Genomic DNA, 16,729 nt, shown 5'->3' with positions numbered 1-16,729 from the left:
GGCCCCGCCACCTCGGCAGCGAACTTGGTTGTTCATGGCGGCGCCCCACGCGGGCGAAGGTCTCCTCAGGGCTCCTTGCCATCACCGGTGCGCGCGCCCCGGGGCGCTTCGCCCAGGATCCGCCCGACGGCCTGCCGCAGTTCCTCGTTCTCGAAGGGTTTGGCCAGCGCGCCATGCGCGCCCAGCTCGAGCGCCTGCTGCAGACGTTGCTCGCTCTCGCCGGAAACGACGAGCACCTTCAGCGGAAACGGCGGCGGCTGCTCGCGCAGGAAGCGCAGGACGCCGAAGCCGTCGATGCCGGGCATCTGGAGGTCCAGGGTCATCAGGTGCGGCTTGAAGACGTGCAGCATCGACCCCGCCAGGAAGCCGTCGCTCGCGGTGGCCACCTCGAAGCCTTCGCGCTTGAGCGCCCGCTTGATCGCGCTGGCCATCGCGGCTTCGTCGTCGACCACCAGGATGCGTTTGGGTTGCCCGGGCATGTCATCGGGATCAGGAATGCCATGCACGCTCATGAACCGGCGCAGTTCGGTCGCGAGGACGCGATAGTCGCCACGACCTGGCAACCGATAGGCCTGCAGCTCGTTGCGCTCGATCCATCGGATCACCGTCCGAAAGCTCACGCCGCATATGCGCGCAGCCTCACTACTCGTCAAAGTCTCATTCACGGCGGCTGCTCCTGATTTGTTGCTGTCAGATTAGAGCCGTGTGTCACGTTAGTCAACAACGTGACATGCGCCTGATTTCACGAAAGAGCTGGCGGTAACGGGGTGGCGGCTGGCCGTGCGGCTTGTCGCTGCGCGCCGCTTGGCGTTGATCGGCGGCCGGCGGTGTTCACGAGTTCGAGCCAGCCAACCGCATCCCCCATACGGTTGGCCCTCGCCGAGCACCGCGGCAAGCGTGAAGGAACGGGCGGGTCGAACGAGCAGCAGCCGCTCTGACGGCGTGATGAGCGCCGCTCAGAGCGGTGAGCGGGAATCCGGCATGCCCGAGAGGGCGTTCCGCGCGTTGGCTTGCCTCTCGCCCTCTCAGCCCGCCGCCAGCGCCCGCCCGATCAGGATCTTCTGCACCTCGCTCGTGCCCTCGTAGATCTGCGTCACCCGCACATCGCGGTAGATGCGCTCGACCGGGAAGTCACTGAGGTAGCCATAGCCGCCGTGGATCTGGATGGCCTCGGAGCAGACCTTCTCGGCCATCTCGCTGGCGAACAGCTTGGCCATGGCCGCCTCCTTCAGGCAGGGTCGGCCGGCATCCTTCAGGCTGGCGGCATGCCAGATCAACTGGCGGGCCGCCTCGATCTGCGTGGCCATGTCGGCCAGCTTGAACTGCACCGCCTGATGGTTGAAGATGGGCTGGCCAAAGGTGACCCGGTCCTTGCTGTAGCGCAGTGCCGCCTCGAAGGCCGCGCGCGCCATGCCGACCGATTGCGAGGCGATGCCGATGCGCCCGCCCTCCAGGCCCGACAGGGCGATCTTCAGGCCCTGGCCTTCATCGCCCAGGCGGTTGGCAGCCGGCACGCGGCAGTTCTCGAACAGGATCTGGGCCGTGTCGCTGCTGTGCTGGCCCATCTTCTCCTCGATGCGCGCGACCTGGTAGCCGGGTGTATTGGTCGGGACGACGAAAGCGCTGATGCCCTTCTTGCCAGCGGCCTTGTCGGTCACCGCCATGACGATGGCGACATCGCCGTGCTTGCCGCTGGTGATGAACTGCTTGACGCCGTTGAGCACATAGTCCTCGCCATCGCGGACGGCCGTCGTGCGCAGGCCGCCAGCTTCCGAGCCGACATGAGGCTCGGTCAGGCAGAAGGCGCCCAGCATGTCGCCGCGCGCCAGGGGTTTGAGGAAGCGCTCCTTCTGCTCGTCGTTGGCAAAGCCCATCAGGATGGAGCAGACCGGGCAGTTGTTGACGCTGACCACGGTACTGGTGCCGCCGTCACCCGCGCCGATCTCTTCGAGGATGACGGCCAGCGCCAGATAGTCCAGGCCCGCGCCGTCCCATTCGGTCGGCACGGCAACGCCATAGCAGCCCAGGGCCGCCAGGCCCTTCAACTGCTCGGCGGGGAAATGGTGGTTCTTGTCCCAGGCCGCGGCATGGGGGGCGATCTCGGCCTGCACGAAGGCGCGGATGGCGTCTTGCACGGCGAGGTGGTCTTCGGTAAGAAGCATGGTGCTCAACCTGTTGGATTGGATGAGCCATTGTCGAGGCTGCGTCAGCCGGGGCGCAGCGGGAAGCGCAAGGGCGCCGCATGCGCCGCCTCGACTTCGCCGCGCCAGGTGCGGACGGTCAGCGCGTCGCCTTCAAGGCTCAGGCGCTCGCGAACGCCGGTGTCCAGCGTCTGGCGCTGCCACCAGCCCGGGCGCTCCGCGACGGGCAGCGCGTTCAGCTGCTGGCTGAGGTCGAGCGCAGCCTGCGAGAGCACCAGGTCGGCCTGGCGCAAGGCATAGCTTTCGAAGGCAGGTCGGCCGACCTCCACCAACACGTGGCCGACCGTGTTGCGCCAGCGCAGGAAGCGCCACCAGGAGGCGTCGGGCTCCGGCTTGCCGCGCACCTGCCGCGCCAGCGCCGGGCCCTGCAGATGGCCGAAGGACCGCATGTCGGCCAACCAGTAGGCGCTCATGGCCTGTATCGTCAGCTGCGGCAGATAGCCCAGGCTGTGCCGGCTGGCCCAGGCCTGCGGCGGATTGGGTTCCATGTCGAACATCTGGTCGCCATGCGCGCTCAGGTCGGCAACCGTCTCGCGCTGGAAATGCGACTCCGCTGCCATCCACAGGCGCGGCTGCAGCAGGCGTGCCGGCAGCGGGGCTCGCCAAGCAGCCGGCAGCACCGCGCCTGCCGGCTGGCGCGCCGCCCACTGCACCAACAACTGCTGGTGCCGCATGGCCGTGACCCAACCGACAGCTTGGCCGAGCAAGGTCTGGGAGCCGGAGACGAAGAGGCGCAGCAGCGCATCCGCCCTTGCCCAGGACAGCTCCGCGCGCTGTGCATCCGGCGCGAGCACGGCTTCGATCTGCAACCAGCGCATGCAATGGGTCACGCCTCCGAACTGCGGCTGCGCCAGGGCTTCGAAGGACGAGCTGCCGGGTGGGCGGGGCCGACGCACCGGTGCCGGCTCCTGGAAGCCGGGCCTGGCTGCCAGCGCCTTGCAACGTTCGCCGAACAGGGTGGCATTGGCCATCTGCGCCTTCAGCCCCGCCGCGGCGGTACGCCAGCGGGCCACGCAATCCTCCTTGGCGGCGTTGCAGTTCCAGTCCTCTCCCGATGGCAGCGCCAGCAGCCCGGCTTCGCCGCTGACCTCACCGCGCCAGCTGCGCTGCCCCCAGGCATTCGGCGCCTCGCCCTGCGGCGCGCGCAGCCCCTGGGCGTCGAAGAAGGCGTTGTCCTGCGGCGCCAGCGTCACGGCCTGCGGCAGCAGCTCCGGGGGTACCGGCTGAGGGTCGGCATCCGCCCAGCGACCATTGCAGGCCAGCCAGGCAAGGCCAAGCAGCAGCAGCAGCGCCATCGGACCGAGCACGACCCACAGCAACACCTTGAACCCACGTCGCATCGACAAGCTCCCATGAAGACCGCGCAGCTTAGGCAGCAGCGGTCGCGGCAGCAGTAACGGACCCAAGGGAATATTCCCTCAGTCGCTCTCCGGGGTTTTTCGGAGCGGCGTTCACCCTGTTTGCCCGCTGCCGCCGTAGAAGCAGAGGCCCTGTGTTCGCCAGCTTCACGCTGACGAACACGGTGCACTCGCCGACGATGCCGGTTTGGGCAAGGTGTTGTCGGTGCCCGCCTGGCCCGCCCGTCCCGGACACCTTTATGCCTTCCGCCACGACGCTTCGCTCGCTGTTCGCCCTGCTGACCCTGACGGCCTCGGCAGCCTTCGCGCTCAGCCCTCCGCCACCGCCGCCCAAGCCCCTGCCCCCGGTAGCGCCGCCCATGCCACGCTTCATCGTGCCCGACGCCAGCCAGCCGCTGACGCTGCAGCGCGTGCAGGTGCAGGCCACACTGGCCGGCAGCCAGGCGCAGACGCGCATCGAGTTGGTCGTGCACAACCCCAACCCACGCCAGCTGGAAGCCACGCTGGAATTCCCGCTCGATGCCGGCCAGAGCGTCGTCGGCTTTGCGCTGGACATCCGCGGCGAGATGGTCAGCGCCGTGCCGGTGCCCAAGGACAAGGGCCGCCAGGTGTTCGACGACATCTCGCGCCGCCGCGTCGACCCGGCCCTGCTCGAGCGCACCGCCGGCAACAACTTCAAGCTGCGCATCTATCCGGTGCCACCCAACGGCGAGCGGCGCGTCATGCTGCAACTGGCCGAGACGCTGCAGCCCGACCCGCAGGGGCGCATGCAGTACCGCCTGCCCTTGAACTTCGGCCAGCCGATGGGCCAGTTCGAGGGTCGCTTCGACCTGCGTGGCGGCAAGCCGCAGGTGAGCGGCGCATTGGCCGGCGTCGAGACTTTCTCCCGTGGCGACGAGACGTCGCTGCGGCTGCAGCGACGCAACTGGCAGCCGCGCGAGGCGCTGGCTCTGAGCTGGGCCGCCAGCGGCGGCGACAGCGTCATCGTGCAGGAGCATCTCGGCCAGGTCTACGCCTATGCCGAGCTCGCCGCCGTCGAGGGCGCGCGTGGCGCCACCCGCCTGCCTCGCGAACTCAACCTCGTCTGGGATGCCTCCGGCTCCGGCGCCGAGCGCGACCATGCGCGCGAGTTCGCCCTGCTCGATGCCCTCTTCTCCGCCGCCCGCGACGTGCGCGTGCACCTGACCGTGGCACGCGATGCCGCCGAGCCGGTGCGTGTTTTCGACGTGCGCGGTGGCGACTGGCAGCCCCTGCGCCGCACCCTGCAGCAGTTGCCGTACGACGGCGCCAGCAGCCCGGCCGCCTGGTATGCCGGCCTGGCCGCCGCGCCCCCCGGCAGCGGCACGATGAGCCTGCTGTTCAGCGACGGCCTGGCCACCTGGCCCGACCTCGGCGGCCTGCCACCCGCCGGCCCCGTGTTCACGGTGAATGCCGCCAGCCGGGCCGACCTGCCACGGCTGCGCCGCCTCGCCGAGGCCGGCGGTGCACGCCTGCTGGACCTGACCCGGATGGGCACCGCGTCCGCCTTCACCGCGCTGACAAGGCCCGGCCTGCAGGTACTGGACGTGAAAGGCGACGGCGTCGAGGGCATCGAGGACGTCGTCATCGAATCCCTGCACCCCGAGAACGGCCGCCTCGCCATCGCGACTCGCCTGACAGTGGTCACCGGCCGCCTCCTCGTCACCCTCATCGATGGCCAGGGGCGGCGCAGCCAGCGCCGCATCGAGCTGAAGGCGCCGACCGAGAGCCCTCCGTCCGACGAGGCCACGCTGCCGCTGGCAGCGCGGCGCTGGGCCGAGCTGCGCATCGCCGAGCTGTCGGCCGAGCAGCAACGCAACCGCGCCCAGATCCGGCGTCTGGGCGAGCAGTTCCGCCTGCTCAGCGCCGAGACCTCGCTGATCGTGCTCGACGAGCTGGCCGACTATGTGCGTTACGAGATCGTGCCCCCCACGGCCACCATGCGCGCCGCCTACCGGCAGAGCCTGGCCCAGCGTGGCGCCACGCGCCAGGCCGATCGCGAAAGGCATATCGACAGCCTCGTGCAGCGCTTCAAGCAGCGCCAGGCCTGGTGGGCCCAGGAGTTCCCGCGGGGGCCCGTCGAGACGCCGCCCGTCGCCGTGGCCGAGACCCGGCCGGCAGCGCCTGCGCCGGTCCGCCCATCGATCGCGCAGCCAGCGGCCCCCATCGCCCTGCGAGAGCCGCCGCCAGCACCCGTCGCAGCGCCGGCACCGCCGCCTCTCGCGCAGATGTTGACTCCCTCAGCTGCGCCCGCGCTCGAATCCGTGGCCGTGACGGGATTGCGCCGCGCCCGCGAAGAGGACGCCGGCCCGACGGCCGCTCCGGCCAGCATCGCGCTGAGAGCCTGGGAGCCCAATGCCGCCTACGCACGCCGCCTGCGCGAGGCCAGCGACGCCGAGCGCTATGCCATCTACCTCGACGAGCGGCCCGGCTATCTGTCCAGCACCGCCTTCTTCATCGACGCGGCCGAGATTTTCTTCGCCAAGGGTCAGCAGGCACTGGCCGTGCGCGTGCTGTCCAACCTCGCCGAGATGGAGCTGGAGAACCGCCACATCCTGCGCATCCTGGCCTACCGGCTGCAGCAGGCCGGCCAGACCCCCCTGGCCGTGCCGCTGCTGGAGCGCGTGCGCGAACTGGCACCGGACGAGCCGCAGTCCTCGCGCGACCTCGCCCTGGCCCTCGCCGCCACCCAGCCCCAGCGCGCGCTGGACCTGTTGTGGGACGTGGCCAGCCGGCCCTGGGACGGGCGTTTTGCCGACATCGACCTGATTGCGCTGACCGAGCTCAATGCCCTGGCCGCCCGGACGCCCAAGCTGGACCTGTCGCGTGTCGACGCGCGCCTGCGCCAAAACCTGCCGCTGGACCTGCGCGCTGTGCTGACCTGGGACGCCGACAACACCGACATCGACCTCTGGGTGACCGACCCCGACGGCGAGAAGGCCTACTACGCCCACCGCCTGACCCGCCAGGGCGGCGCGATGTCGCGCGATTTCACGGGCGGCTACGGCCCCGAGGAGTTCTCGCTGCGCCGCGCCAAGCCGGGCCGCTACGAGGTGCGCGTCCAGTTCTATGGCCACAGCCAGCAGCTGGTGTCGCCCTACACGACGCTGATGCTGTGGCTGGCCACCGGCTTCGGCACCGGCGCGCAGAAGGACGAACGCGTCGTGCTTCGCCTGTCGGGCCGGGGTGACCAGGTGCTGGTGGGCAGCTTCGAGGTGGAGGGGCGGGCCGGTGGCGCAGCGAAGTAACGACCGGTTTGCTCTGACCACTCGGCGCATGACACCCCTGCCGAGGCAGAACAGAAGGCAACGTCCTACGTCCTGAGGTTCCCGCGCCGGCAGCGTCTGGGCATACTCGGACACGGTGAGTCACGCTTCCGCCTCCACCCCAGCCGCCGTGCTGCCGCACGGTGCGCGCCGCGTGGCCTGGCTGCTGATCGGCATGGCGGCGTTGCTCGCGGTGCTGGGGCTGTATGCCATCACGGCGCTGTCGGCCGCACGGGCCTACGTCGCTGGCGAAAGCCAATGGTCACGTGCGCAGAAGAGCGCGACGCTGGCCCTGGTGCTCTATCTGCAATCCGGCGACGAGGCGCAATACCAGGCGTTCGAGCGCGAGATCGCCGTGCCCCTGAACGCCAGGCGTGCACGCGAGGCCATGGACGGAGGTGGCGCCCATGACGACGAGGCCCGCCAGGGCTTCATCGAATCGCGCAACCATGCCGACGACACGTCCGGCCTGATCCGGCTCTACCGCTGCTGCCGCGGCCTGCCCTATATGGCCGAGTCGGTCGCCATCTGGCGCGAGGCCGACGAGCTGATCACCGAGATGACCGCGCTGGCCCACCAGGCCCGCGAACTGCCTCCCGAGGCCCGTGCCGCGCTGCAGCCCCGCGTGCTGGCGCTGGATGCGCGGCTGACGCCGATGGAGCAGCGCTTCTCGGCCAGCCTCGGGCTGGCGTCGCGCATCACGGCGGCGGCACTGATCGGCATGCTGATGGTCTGCGCCCTGCTGTTCGGCCTGACCGCCGCTGGCCTCGTGATGCGGCGCGCCCGCGAGGACCAGGGCACCCACCAGGCCGTGCAGCGCAGCGAGGCGCTGTTCCGCTCGCTGTGGGAGACCAGCATCGACGGCGCCGTCATCATCGATGCCGGCAGCAGCATCCGTTTCGCCAATCCCGCCATCCACGCGCTGCTCGGCCATGAACCGGGCAGCCTCAACGGCCAGCCGCTGGCGACCTTGCAGCCCGAGGCCCTGCGGGCGCAGCACGTCGCTGGCCTGGCCCGCCACATGGCGACCGGAGAAAAACGCCTGGACTGGCGCGGCGTTGAGACCCTGGCCCGACATGCCGATGGCCGGGATCTGCCGGTGGAGATCCGTTTCGCACGCTTCGAGCTCGACGGCGAGACGCTGTTCGTCGGCTTCGTGCACGACATCTCGGAACGCAAGGCCGCCGAGCGCGTGGCCGCCGAGCACCTGAGGCTGCAGGAGGCTGACCGGCTCAAGTCCGAGTTTCTGGCGCGCATGAGTCATGAGCTGCGCACGCCGCTGAATGCCATCCTCGGCTTCACCGACCTGATCCACGGTGGCCGCAGCGGCCCGGTCAACGCCGAGCAGAAACGCCAGCTCGGTTTCGTCGCCAGCTCCGGCCGCCACCTGTTGGCCCTCATCAACGACCTGCTGGAGTTGTCGCGCATCGAGGCCGGGCGCATGGACCTCCACATCGAACCGATCGACATCGCCGAGATCGCCGCCGATGTGGCGGGCCAGTTGCGCCCGCTGGCCGAACCCCGGGGCCTGGTGTTGAAGCTGGTCATGGCCCCGTCGCTGCCCTGGCGTGGGGACCGCCGCAAGCTGACCCAGGTGCTGATCAACCTGGTGGGCAATGCCATCAAGTTCTCCGAGCAGGGCGACATCGAGATCCAGGCCTGGCAAGACGGCAAGCGCCTGGTCCTGAGCGTCAGGGATCACGGCCCCGGCATCCCCGAGGCGCATCGAGCCCTGCTCTTCCAGCCCTTCCGCCAGCTCGAAGGCGGCGTCGCCCATGCCCAGGAGGGCACGGGGCTGGGCCTTTACCTGAGCGCCCAGCTGCTGGCCGGCATGCAGGGTCGCATCCGCCACGAGCCTGCCGAAGGTGGGGGCTCGCGCTTCGTCATCGAGATGGACGCGCTATGAGGCCCCTCGCCCGGTCTCGCCCTGCTGAACGCAGGCGCGCCCGATCGGTCCCCCAAGGGGACGGCGATGCTAGCCGGTTCGACCGGCAAGCACATCGCCAGCGCGGGCCGGCTTGGGAGCGGCCCGGCACTCGGCCCGCAAGGCTCCGGCGGCACATGGGGAGCGCCTGACATGGCCAACACGCCGCGAGTGCTGCTGGTCGAGGACAACGCGGCCAACGCCTATCTCGCGCGTTATGTGCTGGAGGCCGCCGGCTTCGAGGTCGACTGGGCGGCCAATGGCCAACTTGGCCTGGAAGCTGCCGCCGCGCGCCGGCCCGACATCATCCTGATGGACCTGCGCATGCCGGTTCTCGACGGCTACGAGGCCACACGCCGACTGAAGGCCGATCCGGCGCTGCGCGACGTGCCTGTGCTGGCGATGAGCGCCCAGGCCATGCCCGAGGAACGCGCCCGAGCGCTGGCGGCCGGCTGTGCCGCCCATATCGGCAAACCCATCGATGTGACCACGCTCGCGGACGAAATCAGGCCTTGGCTGCCTTGACGAGCAGCGTGCCACGCCCGACTACGCAAGGGTGGGCGTTGCGCACGGTCGCCCGCCCATCGACGAGGGCCAGCCAGCCACCGAGCGTCGCATTCCATTCCACGCTGGCCACGCGCCAGTGCAGCAGCAGCTCTTGCTCGGCGAACACCGGCGCCTTGAAGGCGAAATTGAAGTTCAGGCACAGCAGCTCGCGATCCGCGCCGTCATCGCCGCGCGAGAAGTGGCTGGCGACGAGGCCGATCATCTGCGCCGTCGTCTGCTGGCCGCTGGCGATGATCTCGCCGTGCCGTGCCCGCTGGGCCGCCTGCACATCGTGGTGCAGGGGGTTGGAGTCGCCGGTCAGGCGGGCAAAAGCGGCGATGTCCTCACGCGTGAAGCGGATGTGACGTTCGCAGGTTTCCCCGGCACGGATCAGGCTGGTCGTTTCGGCTTCTGCGAGGGTTGTGTCCATGGGTCGAGACCTTAGCGCAATCCGCCGGGCCGCCGCGCCGCCAATAAAGGGGACTCACCAGTCCAATCGTTGCCCGTCGTAATTGAAGAAACTGCCCGTATCCGCCGGTTTCACGCTGGCCAGCACGGTGCGCATGCCGGCGATGCTGGTCGACGCGTCGATGTCGGCGCCCGAGCCGCCCATGTCGGTGCGCACCCAGCCGGGGTGGAAGCTGATGACGGTGGCCTTGCCTGCCAGGGTCAGCGCGGCATCTTTCATGACGGAGTTCACCGCCGCCTTGGAAGCCCGGTAGAGCCAGCCGCTGGTGCTGGCGCGCGAGCCGATGGAGCCCATCTTGGAGGAGAGGATGGCCACGCGGGCACCCGGCGCCAGCGCCTCGGCAATCTGCGGCAGCAGGCGCATCGGGCCGAGCACATTGGTGTGCATGACGGCGTCGAAGTCCTCCACCGTCGGCGTCTCCAGGCCCGAAGTGCTGGGGCCGTAGACGCCGGCGTTGATGACGACGACGTCGAAGGCCTCGCCGTCGATCAGCCAGGCCAGGCCGGACACGCTGGCCGTGTCGGCCACGTCCAGCTTCAAGGCGCGGGCGCCGTGGGCGTGCAGCCGGTCCAGCGCCGCCTCGTCGCGGGCCGTGGCCGTGATGCGCGCGCCGGCCGCACGGTACTGGCGGACGAATTCCAGGCCCAAGCCTCGAGATGCACCGACGATGAGAACATTCATGGTTTGGTCAACGCAAGCTTGGCCGCGAGCAAGGTGAAAAGACCGGCGCCACCGAGGTTGAGGCTGCGCCCCACCCAAGGCCGCGGTTTGGAACGGCGCAACGGTGCTATCAGCACGATGAGGGCGAGCAGGAAGAGCAGGCCCTGCACGATGAACCAGCCGCCCAGGAACAGGAAAGAAAGCGTCTTGCTCGGTGCGTCGGCCGCGATGAACTGCGGCAGCAGCGCAAGGAAGAACAGCGCGACCTTGGGATTCAGCGCATTCGTAAAGAAGCCCTGTCGCGCGGTGCGCCACAGCGACTGCGGCGCGCTCACTTCGGCCGCGGCCGACGCCGGACGCAGCCCGGCCCGGGCCATGCCCCATGCCACATAGAGCAGATACGCCGCACCCACGAGCTTGACGACCGTGAAGGCCTCGGCCGACGTGGCCAACAGCGCCGCCAGGCCAAAGGCCGCGGCCAGCGAATGCAGCACGCAGCCCGCCATGATGCCGACCGCCGCCGCCACGCCCTGGCGCCAGCCGCCACGCAGCGTGCTGGCGACCGTGTAGGCCATGTCGACGCCGGGCGTCGCATTCAGCACGAAGACGGTGGCGGCAAACAGCGCCAGATCGTGGGTACCCAGCATCAGAGCATCTCCACCGCCAGCGCCGTCGCTTCACCGCCACCAATGCACAACGCCGCCATGCCCTTCTTGAGCCCACGGGCCTTCAGCGCGCCCAGCAGTGTGACGACGATGCGCGCACCGCTGGCGCCGATGGGGTGGCCCAGTGCCACGGCACCGCCGTTGACGTTGACGATGTCGTGGGGCAGCTTGAAGTCGGCCATCGCGGCCATGGTGACGGCGGCGAAGGCTTCATTGACTTCCCACAGATCCACCTGGCCCGCCTGCCAGCCGGCCTTGGCCAGCGCCTTCTGGATGGCGCCGGCCGGCGCAGTGCTGAACCATTCCGGCGCCTGGGCGTGCACGGCATGGCTGACGATGCGGGCGATCGGTGCCAGGCCGCGGGCCTTGGCCGTGCTCTCGCGCATCAGTACCAGGGCGGCGGCGCCGTCGGAGATGCTGGACGAGGTGGCGGCGGTGATGGCGCCGTCCTTCTTGAAGGCGGGCTTGAGCGACGGGATCTTGTCGAGCTTGGCCTTGAAGGGCTGCTCGTCGAACTTGATGACGGTGTCGCCCTTAGGCGAGCTGATCGTCACCGGCGCCATTTCCCAATCGAAGGCGCCGCTCTCGTTGGCGGCCTTGGCACGCTGGGTGGAGGTGATGGCGTATTGGTCCATGGCCTCGCGGCTGAAGCTGTATTTGCTCACGCACTGTTCGGCGAACACGCCCATGGCCTTGCCGCGCTCATAGGCGTCTTCCAGGCCGTCCAGGGCCATGTGGTCGTACATCTGCGCAACACCGTACTTGACGCCCTTGCGCGCGAACATCAGGTGGGGGGCGTTGGTCATGCTCTCCATGCCGCCGGCCACCATGACCTCGGCCGAGCCGGCTGCCAGCATGTCGTGGGCAAACATCATGGTGCGCATGCCGGAGCCGCACATCTTGCTCAGCGTGACGGCGCCGGCCGAATCGGGCAGGCCGGCCTTGCGCACGGCCTGGCGGGCGGGCGCCTGGCCCTGGCCGGCCATCAGGCAGTTGCCCATCAGCACTTCATCGACCGAGTCGCCCGGCACGCCGGCGCGCTCGACGGCCGCCTTGATGGCAATGGCGCCCAGCTCCCAGCCGGCCAGGCCGGCGAAATCACCCAGCAGGCCGCCGATGGGGGTGCGGGCGGCGGAAACAATGACGATCGGGTCGGACATGGCTGTACTCCGTTGGTAACTCAGATGCGCCATTCTGACGCGATCAATTGACGTGCGCGTCAATTGCCGCGCAATGCCAGGGTCAATCGGTTGGGCTTGGGGCCTAGCGCCAGGCCGTGGCCGGCGCGCTGCCGCATTCAACCGGGCGGATGTCGGGCTCCAGCCGCCGCACGGCCTGGCACAGCTGGCGCCAGAAGGCGCGCGTCCAGTCCGGGTGGCGCTGGGCGAACTGCGGCGAGGCCGGCGCGAAATAGGGCAGCTTGGCCACGCCGGGCGCCCATTCGACGAGCTCGGCGCGCTGCTCGGGTGTGAGCACCTCGCGGGTGCTCAGCAGCAGGTCGAAGCGGCGCGCCTGCAGCATGGTCGGCCCCGCGTCGAGTGCGCTGATGGGCTCGACCGCCCAGCCGTGACCGCGCGCGATGGCGTCCTGCACCGAGCCGGCCAGCACGCCCACGCGCAGGCCCTTGGGCAGAAGCTTGCCGTCCCAGGCGGGATCGGGAGCCTCGCCACCGCGACCAAACAGCGCCAGGTGGCCGAATACGGGAGCCCAGGCCACGTCGGGCCGGCCGTGAGCGTCGAGGGGGAAGCGCAAGCTGCGCAGTCGCTCGGGCGTGGTGCCGAACAGCAGCGCGATGTCGACGCCGCCCTGGGCCAATGAGGCCGACAGGCGGCGGTTGGGCAGGCGCAGCAGTTCGCCCTGGCAGCCCAGGCGTTTGAGCGCCTCGCGCACGGCGACGACCTCCCAACCTGGCGGCTCGGGAAAGTCGGGGCCCTGACCCAGCAGGCCCGGCGGCGAGGCAGCATCGCTGAAGCCGATGCGCAGCGGCTGCGGGCAGGGCGCCGCGCAAGCCGACGTAGCCACCCAGCACAGCAACAGGGCCAGGAGCAGCAGGCGGGTCATCGCGCCAGTTTAGGCCTCGGGTTCAGCGCCATAACCGGTAAGCCCAGAAGGCTTCCTCCGCCTGGATGCGGCGGCGCAGGTCCTCGGGGCTGAAGCCGGTCAAGCGGCGCGTCTCGCGGCAGAGATGGCTCTGGTCGGCGTAGTCGTTGTCGGCGGCGATGTCGGCCCAGTTCACACCCGCGCCGGCCTCAGCAGCGGCCACCGCAAGGAAGGCGTTCTCGGCGCGCGACACGGCGCGCAGCTCGCGCATCGGCAAGCCGGCCCAGGCCTTGATGCGGCGCTCGAGCTGGCGCAGGCTGCGGCCGGCCGCGCTGGTGGCGGCGCGCACCGCCAGGGCCTGGGTCCAGTCGGCATAGCGGTGGCCGGGGCGCTGCGTGCCCAGGGCCTGCCAGCGTGGCAGCAGGAAGCCTTCGAGCAATTGCAAGCGCGTGGCGTCATCGGGCGCGGCGGACATCTGCTCGGCCCAGGCCAGCCAGTCCGCGGGCAGCATCTCGCGCGCATCGACGACCCGGTTGACGTGGCGGTCCAGCGCGACACCAGTCAGCGCGATGAAGGCGTCGGGCAACAGCAGCAGCTTGAAGGCCCACACCTCGCCGAGGTTGCGCGTGTGCGTGGGCAGCGTGAACGGCCCGCCGAACAGCACGGGCGCGTGGCGGCGCTCCGGCGGCGGTGTTGAGAAACCCGGTGTTGCCAGCCATTCGCTGCTGCCCTCGGCCCACCAGAACAGCTGGACCAGCGGTGTTGCGGGAAAGTAGTTCTCGCGCTGCACGGCATCGAGGTTTCGGCCGCGCGTGTCGCGCAGCATCACGCCACGCACGCAGCCGGCGAGGGCCAGCGGCGGCAGCCAGAGGCGTGTGTGGGCTTGCATCGCGATCAGTGTCGCATTCGTTCAAGACCCGTCCGCCCCGGGAGCGCAGCATCACCGTCCATGACAACACTGACCTGGAACGACCTGCCTGGCCACCCCACGCGCTGGTGGGGCATCCCCGTGCTTGCGGCCATGCGGCGCGACTATCTCGCGGTGATCTCCGCGCAGCGATCGCTGGGCGATCTGCCGCGCCAGACCATCCTCGGCGAACGCGGCGTCGATGTCTTCGACCCGGAACTGGTGCGCGAGGTCATGGTGGACCATGCCGACGCGCTGATCCGCTGGGCGCGCGGGCCCGAGGTGTTTTCCCAGCTGATGGGCCAGTCCGTGCTCGTCACCGAAGGCGCCACCTGGCAGCGCCAGCGCCGCATGTTGATGCAGGCCTTCACGCCCAAGCGCGTGGCCGGCTATGCGGCGCTGATGACCGATGCGGCCGTCGCCGGGCTGGCCGGCGTACAGGACGGCGAGGTGGCGATGGACACGCTGTTCAGCCACCTGACCATGGACGTCATCTCGCGCACGCTGTTCAGCACGCCGATCGGCGCCGACACCGCGGCCGCTGCGCACGCCGTGCAGGTGCTCAGCGAGACGGCGCTGGCCGAGATGTTCTGGCCATTCACGCTGCCCGACTGGCTGCCGCTGCCGGGCAAGGCCGCCAAGCGGCGCGCGCACAAGCTGATGCACGGACTGCTGGGCGGCCATGTCAACGCCCGGCGCGCGTCCGGCGACGGCAAGCCCGACCTGCTCGGCATGCTGATGGCATTGCGCGACGAGGCGACCGGCGAGGCGCTGTCGCCACAGGAGGTCTACGACCAGTGCATGGTCAGCTTCCAGGCCGGCCATGAGACGAGCGCGACGGCCCTGCTGTGGTGGAGCTGGCTGCTGGCGGCGCACCCCGAGGCCCAGGCACGCGCCAGCGCCGAAGTGGATGCAGTCCTGGCCGGCCGCGTGCCGACGGCCGATGACGCGGGCGCCCTGCCTTTTCTGTCCGCCACACTGAAGGAAGCGATGCGCCTGTACCCGCCGGTGGCGGCCATCATGACGCGCCGCCTGACGCGTGAGATCACGCTGGGCGGCGTGCGCCTGCCGGCCCGCACGCTGGTGCGCGTGACGCCCTGGCTGCTGCACCGCGACCCGCGCTGGTGGCCGGATGCGCCGCTGGCCTTCAAGCCGGAGCGCTTCATGCCAGGGGCTGCACACGAAATCCCGCGCGGCGCCTACATCCCCTTCGGCCTGGGCCCGCGCGTCTGCCTGGGCCAGCATTTCGCGGTGCTGGAGATGACGCTGATCGCCGCCCTGCTGCTGCAGCGCTTCGAGCTGAGCCCGGTCGGCAACGAGGCGCCCAAGCCGCGCATGGCCGTCACGCTGCGGCCCGAGTCCGGCCTCACACTGAGGCTCACTTCACGGAGGGCGGCATGAACCCCTGGCTCGTTGGCGCGGCGGCGCTGGTCTTCGTCATCGGCCTGGCGCACTCATGGCTGGGCGAGCGCTTGCTGTTTCGCCATCTGCGCGCTGGCGGCCTGGTGCCCGTCGGCGGCCAGCCGGCGCTGCGCGAATTCCAGACCCGCATCTTGTGGGCAAGCTGGCATGTCGTCACGGCCCTGGCCTGGGCACTGGCGGTGGTGCTGGCGTGGCTGGCCCAACCGGCGGTGCAGGCGATGTCCGGCGGCATCATCGAAGCGGCCGCCGCCACGGCGTTGGCGGTCAGCGGGGGCCTGGTGCTGCTCAGCAACCGCGGCCGTCACCCGGCCTGGATCGCGCTGCTCGCGGCGGCCGCATTGGTGCTGATGTCTCAGCGGTAGAAAGCCTCGACAGCACCCTTGAGCTTGATGCACAGCGGCCGGCCCTTGCGGTCCAGCGTCTTGCCGGCGGGCACCTTGATCCAGCCCTCGCTGATGCAGTACTCCTCGACGTCCTGGCGCTCTTTGCCGTTGAAGCGGATGCCGATGTCGTGCTCGAAGACGGCGGCGACGTGGTGAGGGCTGCGCGGGTCGACGCTGAGATGGTCGGGCAGTTCGGGGCGGCTGGGGGTGTCAGGCATGGAATGGGGCGGGCGAAGAAGCAAACCGGCATTCTCGCGCGCAAGGTGGGGGTTCCGCACGGGCGCACTTGGCGCCAGCATCGCGCCCATGACAGAGATCACCCAGCTGCTGACGGCCCTGGCGTCCGGCGAGACCGAGGCGCGAGACCGCCTCTACACCCTGCTCTACCCCGAGCTCAAGCGCCTGGCAAGAAGTCATCTCGCCGGCCACGCACCGATGACGCTGGAGCCGGCGGCACTGATCCATGAGGTCTGGCTGAAGAGTGCGGGTCCGATCCCGAAGGAAGCTGCCCAGCACCGCGCGCAATTCTTCGCCCATGCCAGCAAGGTCATGCGCAGCGTCATCATCGACCACGTTCGCGAGCGCCACGCCGACAAGCGCGGCGGCGGGCAGGCCGAGGTGACGCTGTCGACCGCCGCGCTGGAGCAGATTGCGCCGCCCGATGTGCTCAAGCTCGACGACGTGCTGCAGATGCTGGAGCGCGCCGACGGCCGCGCCCACCAGGTCGTCGAGATGCGCTTCTTCGGCGGCCTGGAGCTGGAGGAGATCGCCGAGCTGCTGGGCGTTTCGGTGCCGACGATCAAGCGCGACTGGCGTAAAGCGCGGGCTTTCTTGTTCGACGCGTTGCAGGCGTGAAATGAAACCCCTCGT

At 69.9% G+C, this 16,729-nt stretch carries 16 protein-coding genes; 6 read left to right on the top strand and 10 right to left on the bottom strand.

Annotation, left to right across the window (positions count from 1 at the left end; all coding sequences use genetic code 11):
• Positions 1-65: 65 nt before the first annotated feature.
• The 3 genes from ACXJLH_RS04380 to ACXJLH_RS04370 all read right to left on the bottom strand — a co-directional run bounded on the left by ACXJLH_RS04380 (position 66) and on the right by ACXJLH_RS04370 (position 3,541).
• Positions 66-665 carry a response regulator gene (locus ACXJLH_RS04380; protein WP_457442622.1) on the bottom strand — a complete coding sequence of 200 codons (600 nt, stop codon included), beginning with the start codon at positions 663-665 and terminating at the stop codon, positions 66-68.
• A gap of 360 nt (positions 666-1,025) precedes the next feature.
• Entirely contained in the window at positions 1,026-2,162 is a 1,137-nt protein-coding gene (locus ACXJLH_RS04375) for an acyl-CoA dehydrogenase family protein (RefSeq protein ID WP_457442621.1), read from the bottom strand.
• Positions 2,163-2,206: 44 nt separating this feature from the next.
• Entirely contained in the window at positions 2,207-3,541 is a 1,335-nt protein-coding gene (locus ACXJLH_RS04370; protein ID WP_457442620.1) for a hypothetical protein, read from the bottom strand.
• A gap of 257 nt (positions 3,542-3,798) precedes the next feature.
• Here ACXJLH_RS04370 and ACXJLH_RS04365 point away from each other — a divergent pair, with 257 nt between their 5' ends.
• The 3 genes from ACXJLH_RS04365 to ACXJLH_RS04355 all read left to right on the top strand — a co-directional run bounded on the left by ACXJLH_RS04365 (position 3,799) and on the right by ACXJLH_RS04355 (position 9,292).
• Complete coding sequence (locus tag ACXJLH_RS04365; RefSeq protein WP_457442619.1) at positions 3,799-6,825, top strand: VIT domain-containing protein; 3,027 nt, start codon at positions 3,799-3,801, stop codon at positions 6,823-6,825.
• A gap of 115 nt (positions 6,826-6,940) precedes the next feature.
• Positions 6,941-8,749 (top strand): PAS domain-containing sensor histidine kinase, encoded by a 1,809-nt coding sequence (locus tag ACXJLH_RS04360; protein WP_457442618.1) that lies wholly within the window; start codon positions 6,941-6,943, stop codon positions 8,747-8,749.
• Positions 8,750-8,920: 171 nt separating this feature from the next.
• The gene (locus ACXJLH_RS04355; protein ID WP_457442617.1) at positions 8,921-9,292 is read left to right on the top strand and encodes a response regulator; all 372 of its coding nucleotides are present in this window, start codon (positions 8,921-8,923) and stop codon (positions 9,290-9,292) included.
• On the opposite strand, the gene ACXJLH_RS04350 is transcribed toward ACXJLH_RS04355, so the two are convergent.
• The 6 genes from ACXJLH_RS04350 to ACXJLH_RS04325 form a co-directional block, all read right to left on the bottom strand.
• Entirely contained in the window at positions 9,273-9,743 is a 471-nt protein-coding gene (locus tag ACXJLH_RS04350; RefSeq protein WP_457442616.1) for a MaoC family dehydratase, read from the bottom strand. The two genes, ACXJLH_RS04355 and ACXJLH_RS04350, sit on opposite strands and share 20 nt — an antisense overlap.
• A 54-nt stretch (positions 9,744-9,797) precedes the next feature.
• Entirely contained in the window at positions 9,798-10,463 is a 666-nt protein-coding gene (locus ACXJLH_RS04345) for an SDR family oxidoreductase (protein WP_457352429.1), read from the bottom strand.
• A complete protein-coding gene (locus tag ACXJLH_RS04340) occupies positions 10,460-11,089 on the bottom strand; it encodes a LysE family translocator (protein ID WP_457352431.1) in 630 nt (209 codons plus the stop codon). Before ACXJLH_RS04340 ends, ACXJLH_RS04345 begins: the two co-directional genes overlap by 4 nt.
• Entirely contained in the window at positions 11,089-12,267 is a 1,179-nt protein-coding gene (locus ACXJLH_RS04335) for an acetyl-CoA C-acyltransferase (protein ID WP_457352433.1), read from the bottom strand. The genes ACXJLH_RS04340 and ACXJLH_RS04335 overlap by 1 nt, the downstream gene beginning before the upstream one ends.
• Before the next feature lie 103 nt (positions 12,268-12,370).
• On the bottom strand, positions 12,371-13,168 hold the full coding sequence (locus ACXJLH_RS04330; protein WP_457442615.1) for a hypothetical protein: 798 nt from the start codon (positions 13,166-13,168) through the stop codon (positions 12,371-12,373).
• A gap of 22 nt (positions 13,169-13,190) precedes the next feature.
• On the bottom strand, positions 13,191-14,036 hold the full coding sequence (locus ACXJLH_RS04325) for a helix-turn-helix domain-containing protein (protein WP_457442614.1): 846 nt from the start codon (positions 14,034-14,036) through the stop codon (positions 13,191-13,193).
• Between the two features lie 60 nt (positions 14,037-14,096).
• On the opposite strand from ACXJLH_RS04325, the gene ACXJLH_RS04320 reads away from it, so the two are divergent.
• Positions 14,097-15,455 carry a cytochrome P450 gene (locus ACXJLH_RS04320; RefSeq protein ID WP_457442613.1) on the top strand — a complete coding sequence of 453 codons (1,359 nt, stop codon included), beginning with the start codon at positions 14,097-14,099 and terminating at the stop codon, positions 15,453-15,455.
• Positions 15,452-15,838, top strand: coding sequence for a hypothetical protein (locus ACXJLH_RS04315; RefSeq protein ID WP_457442612.1), 387 nt, complete (start codon positions 15,452-15,454; stop codon positions 15,836-15,838). The genes ACXJLH_RS04320 and ACXJLH_RS04315 overlap by 4 nt, the downstream gene beginning before the upstream one ends.
• Here the strand turns inward: ACXJLH_RS04315 and ACXJLH_RS04310 are convergent.
• On the bottom strand, positions 15,829-16,077 hold the full coding sequence (locus tag ACXJLH_RS04310) for a DUF3297 family protein (RefSeq protein ID WP_056204906.1): 249 nt from the start codon (positions 16,075-16,077) through the stop codon (positions 15,829-15,831). The two genes, ACXJLH_RS04315 and ACXJLH_RS04310, sit on opposite strands and share 10 nt — an antisense overlap.
• Before the next feature lie 88 nt (positions 16,078-16,165).
• Here ACXJLH_RS04310 and ACXJLH_RS04305 point away from each other — a divergent pair, with 88 nt between their 5' ends.
• Positions 16,166-16,714 carry an ECF-type sigma factor gene (locus ACXJLH_RS04305; protein ID WP_457389511.1) on the top strand — a complete coding sequence of 183 codons (549 nt, stop codon included), beginning with the start codon at positions 16,166-16,168 and terminating at the stop codon, positions 16,712-16,714.
• Positions 16,715-16,729: the final 15 nt, after the last annotated feature.

The sequence above is a fragment of the Roseateles sp. P5_E4 genome, assembly GCF_054049255.1.
Note: the sequence above shows the minus strand (reverse complement) of the source record. Positions and strands in the feature narration are given on the sequence as shown.

What these genes read in the sequence shown, in the direction of transcription:
- ACXJLH_RS04375 (WP_457442621.1), bottom strand. Translation starts at nt 2,162, where the DNA reads ATGCTTCTTACCGAAGACCACCTCGCCGTGCAAGACGCCATCCGCGCC.
- ACXJLH_RS04370 (WP_457442620.1), bottom strand. Translation starts at nt 3,541, where the DNA reads ATGCGACGTGGGTTCAAGGTGTTGCTGTGGGTCGTGCTCGGTCCGATG.
- ACXJLH_RS04365 (WP_457442619.1), top strand. Translation starts at nt 3,799, where the DNA reads ATGCCTTCCGCCACGACGCTTCGCTCGCTGTTCGCCCTGCTGACCCTG.
- ACXJLH_RS04355 (WP_457442617.1), top strand. Translation starts at nt 8,921, where the DNA reads ATGGCCAACACGCCGCGAGTGCTGCTGGTCGAGGACAACGCGGCCAAC.
- ACXJLH_RS04350 (WP_457442616.1), bottom strand. Translation starts at nt 9,743, where the DNA reads ATGGACACAACCCTCGCAGAAGCCGAAACGACCAGCCTGATCCGTGCC.
- ACXJLH_RS04345 (WP_457352429.1), bottom strand. Translation starts at nt 10,463, where the DNA reads ATGAATGTTCTCATCGTCGGTGCATCTCGAGGCTTGGGCCTGGAATTC.
- ACXJLH_RS04340 (WP_457352431.1), bottom strand. Translation starts at nt 11,089, where the DNA reads ATGCTGGGTACCCACGATCTGGCGCTGTTTGCCGCCACCGTCTTCGTG.
- ACXJLH_RS04335 (WP_457352433.1), bottom strand. Translation starts at nt 12,267, where the DNA reads ATGTCCGACCCGATCGTCATTGTTTCCGCCGCCCGCACCCCCATCGGC.
- ACXJLH_RS04330 (WP_457442615.1), bottom strand. Translation starts at nt 13,168, where the DNA reads ATGACCCGCCTGCTGCTCCTGGCCCTGTTGCTGTGCTGGGTGGCTACG.
- ACXJLH_RS04325 (WP_457442614.1), bottom strand. Translation starts at nt 14,036, where the DNA reads ATGCAAGCCCACACACGCCTCTGGCTGCCGCCGCTGGCCCTCGCCGGC.
- ACXJLH_RS04320 (WP_457442613.1), top strand. Translation starts at nt 14,097, where the DNA reads ATGACAACACTGACCTGGAACGACCTGCCTGGCCACCCCACGCGCTGG.
- ACXJLH_RS04315 (WP_457442612.1), top strand. Translation starts at nt 15,452, where the DNA reads ATGAACCCCTGGCTCGTTGGCGCGGCGGCGCTGGTCTTCGTCATCGGC.
- ACXJLH_RS04310 (WP_056204906.1), bottom strand. Translation starts at nt 16,077, where the DNA reads ATGCCTGACACCCCCAGCCGCCCCGAACTGCCCGACCATCTCAGCGTC.
- ACXJLH_RS04305 (WP_457389511.1), top strand. Translation starts at nt 16,166, where the DNA reads ATGACAGAGATCACCCAGCTGCTGACGGCCCTGGCGTCCGGCGAGACC.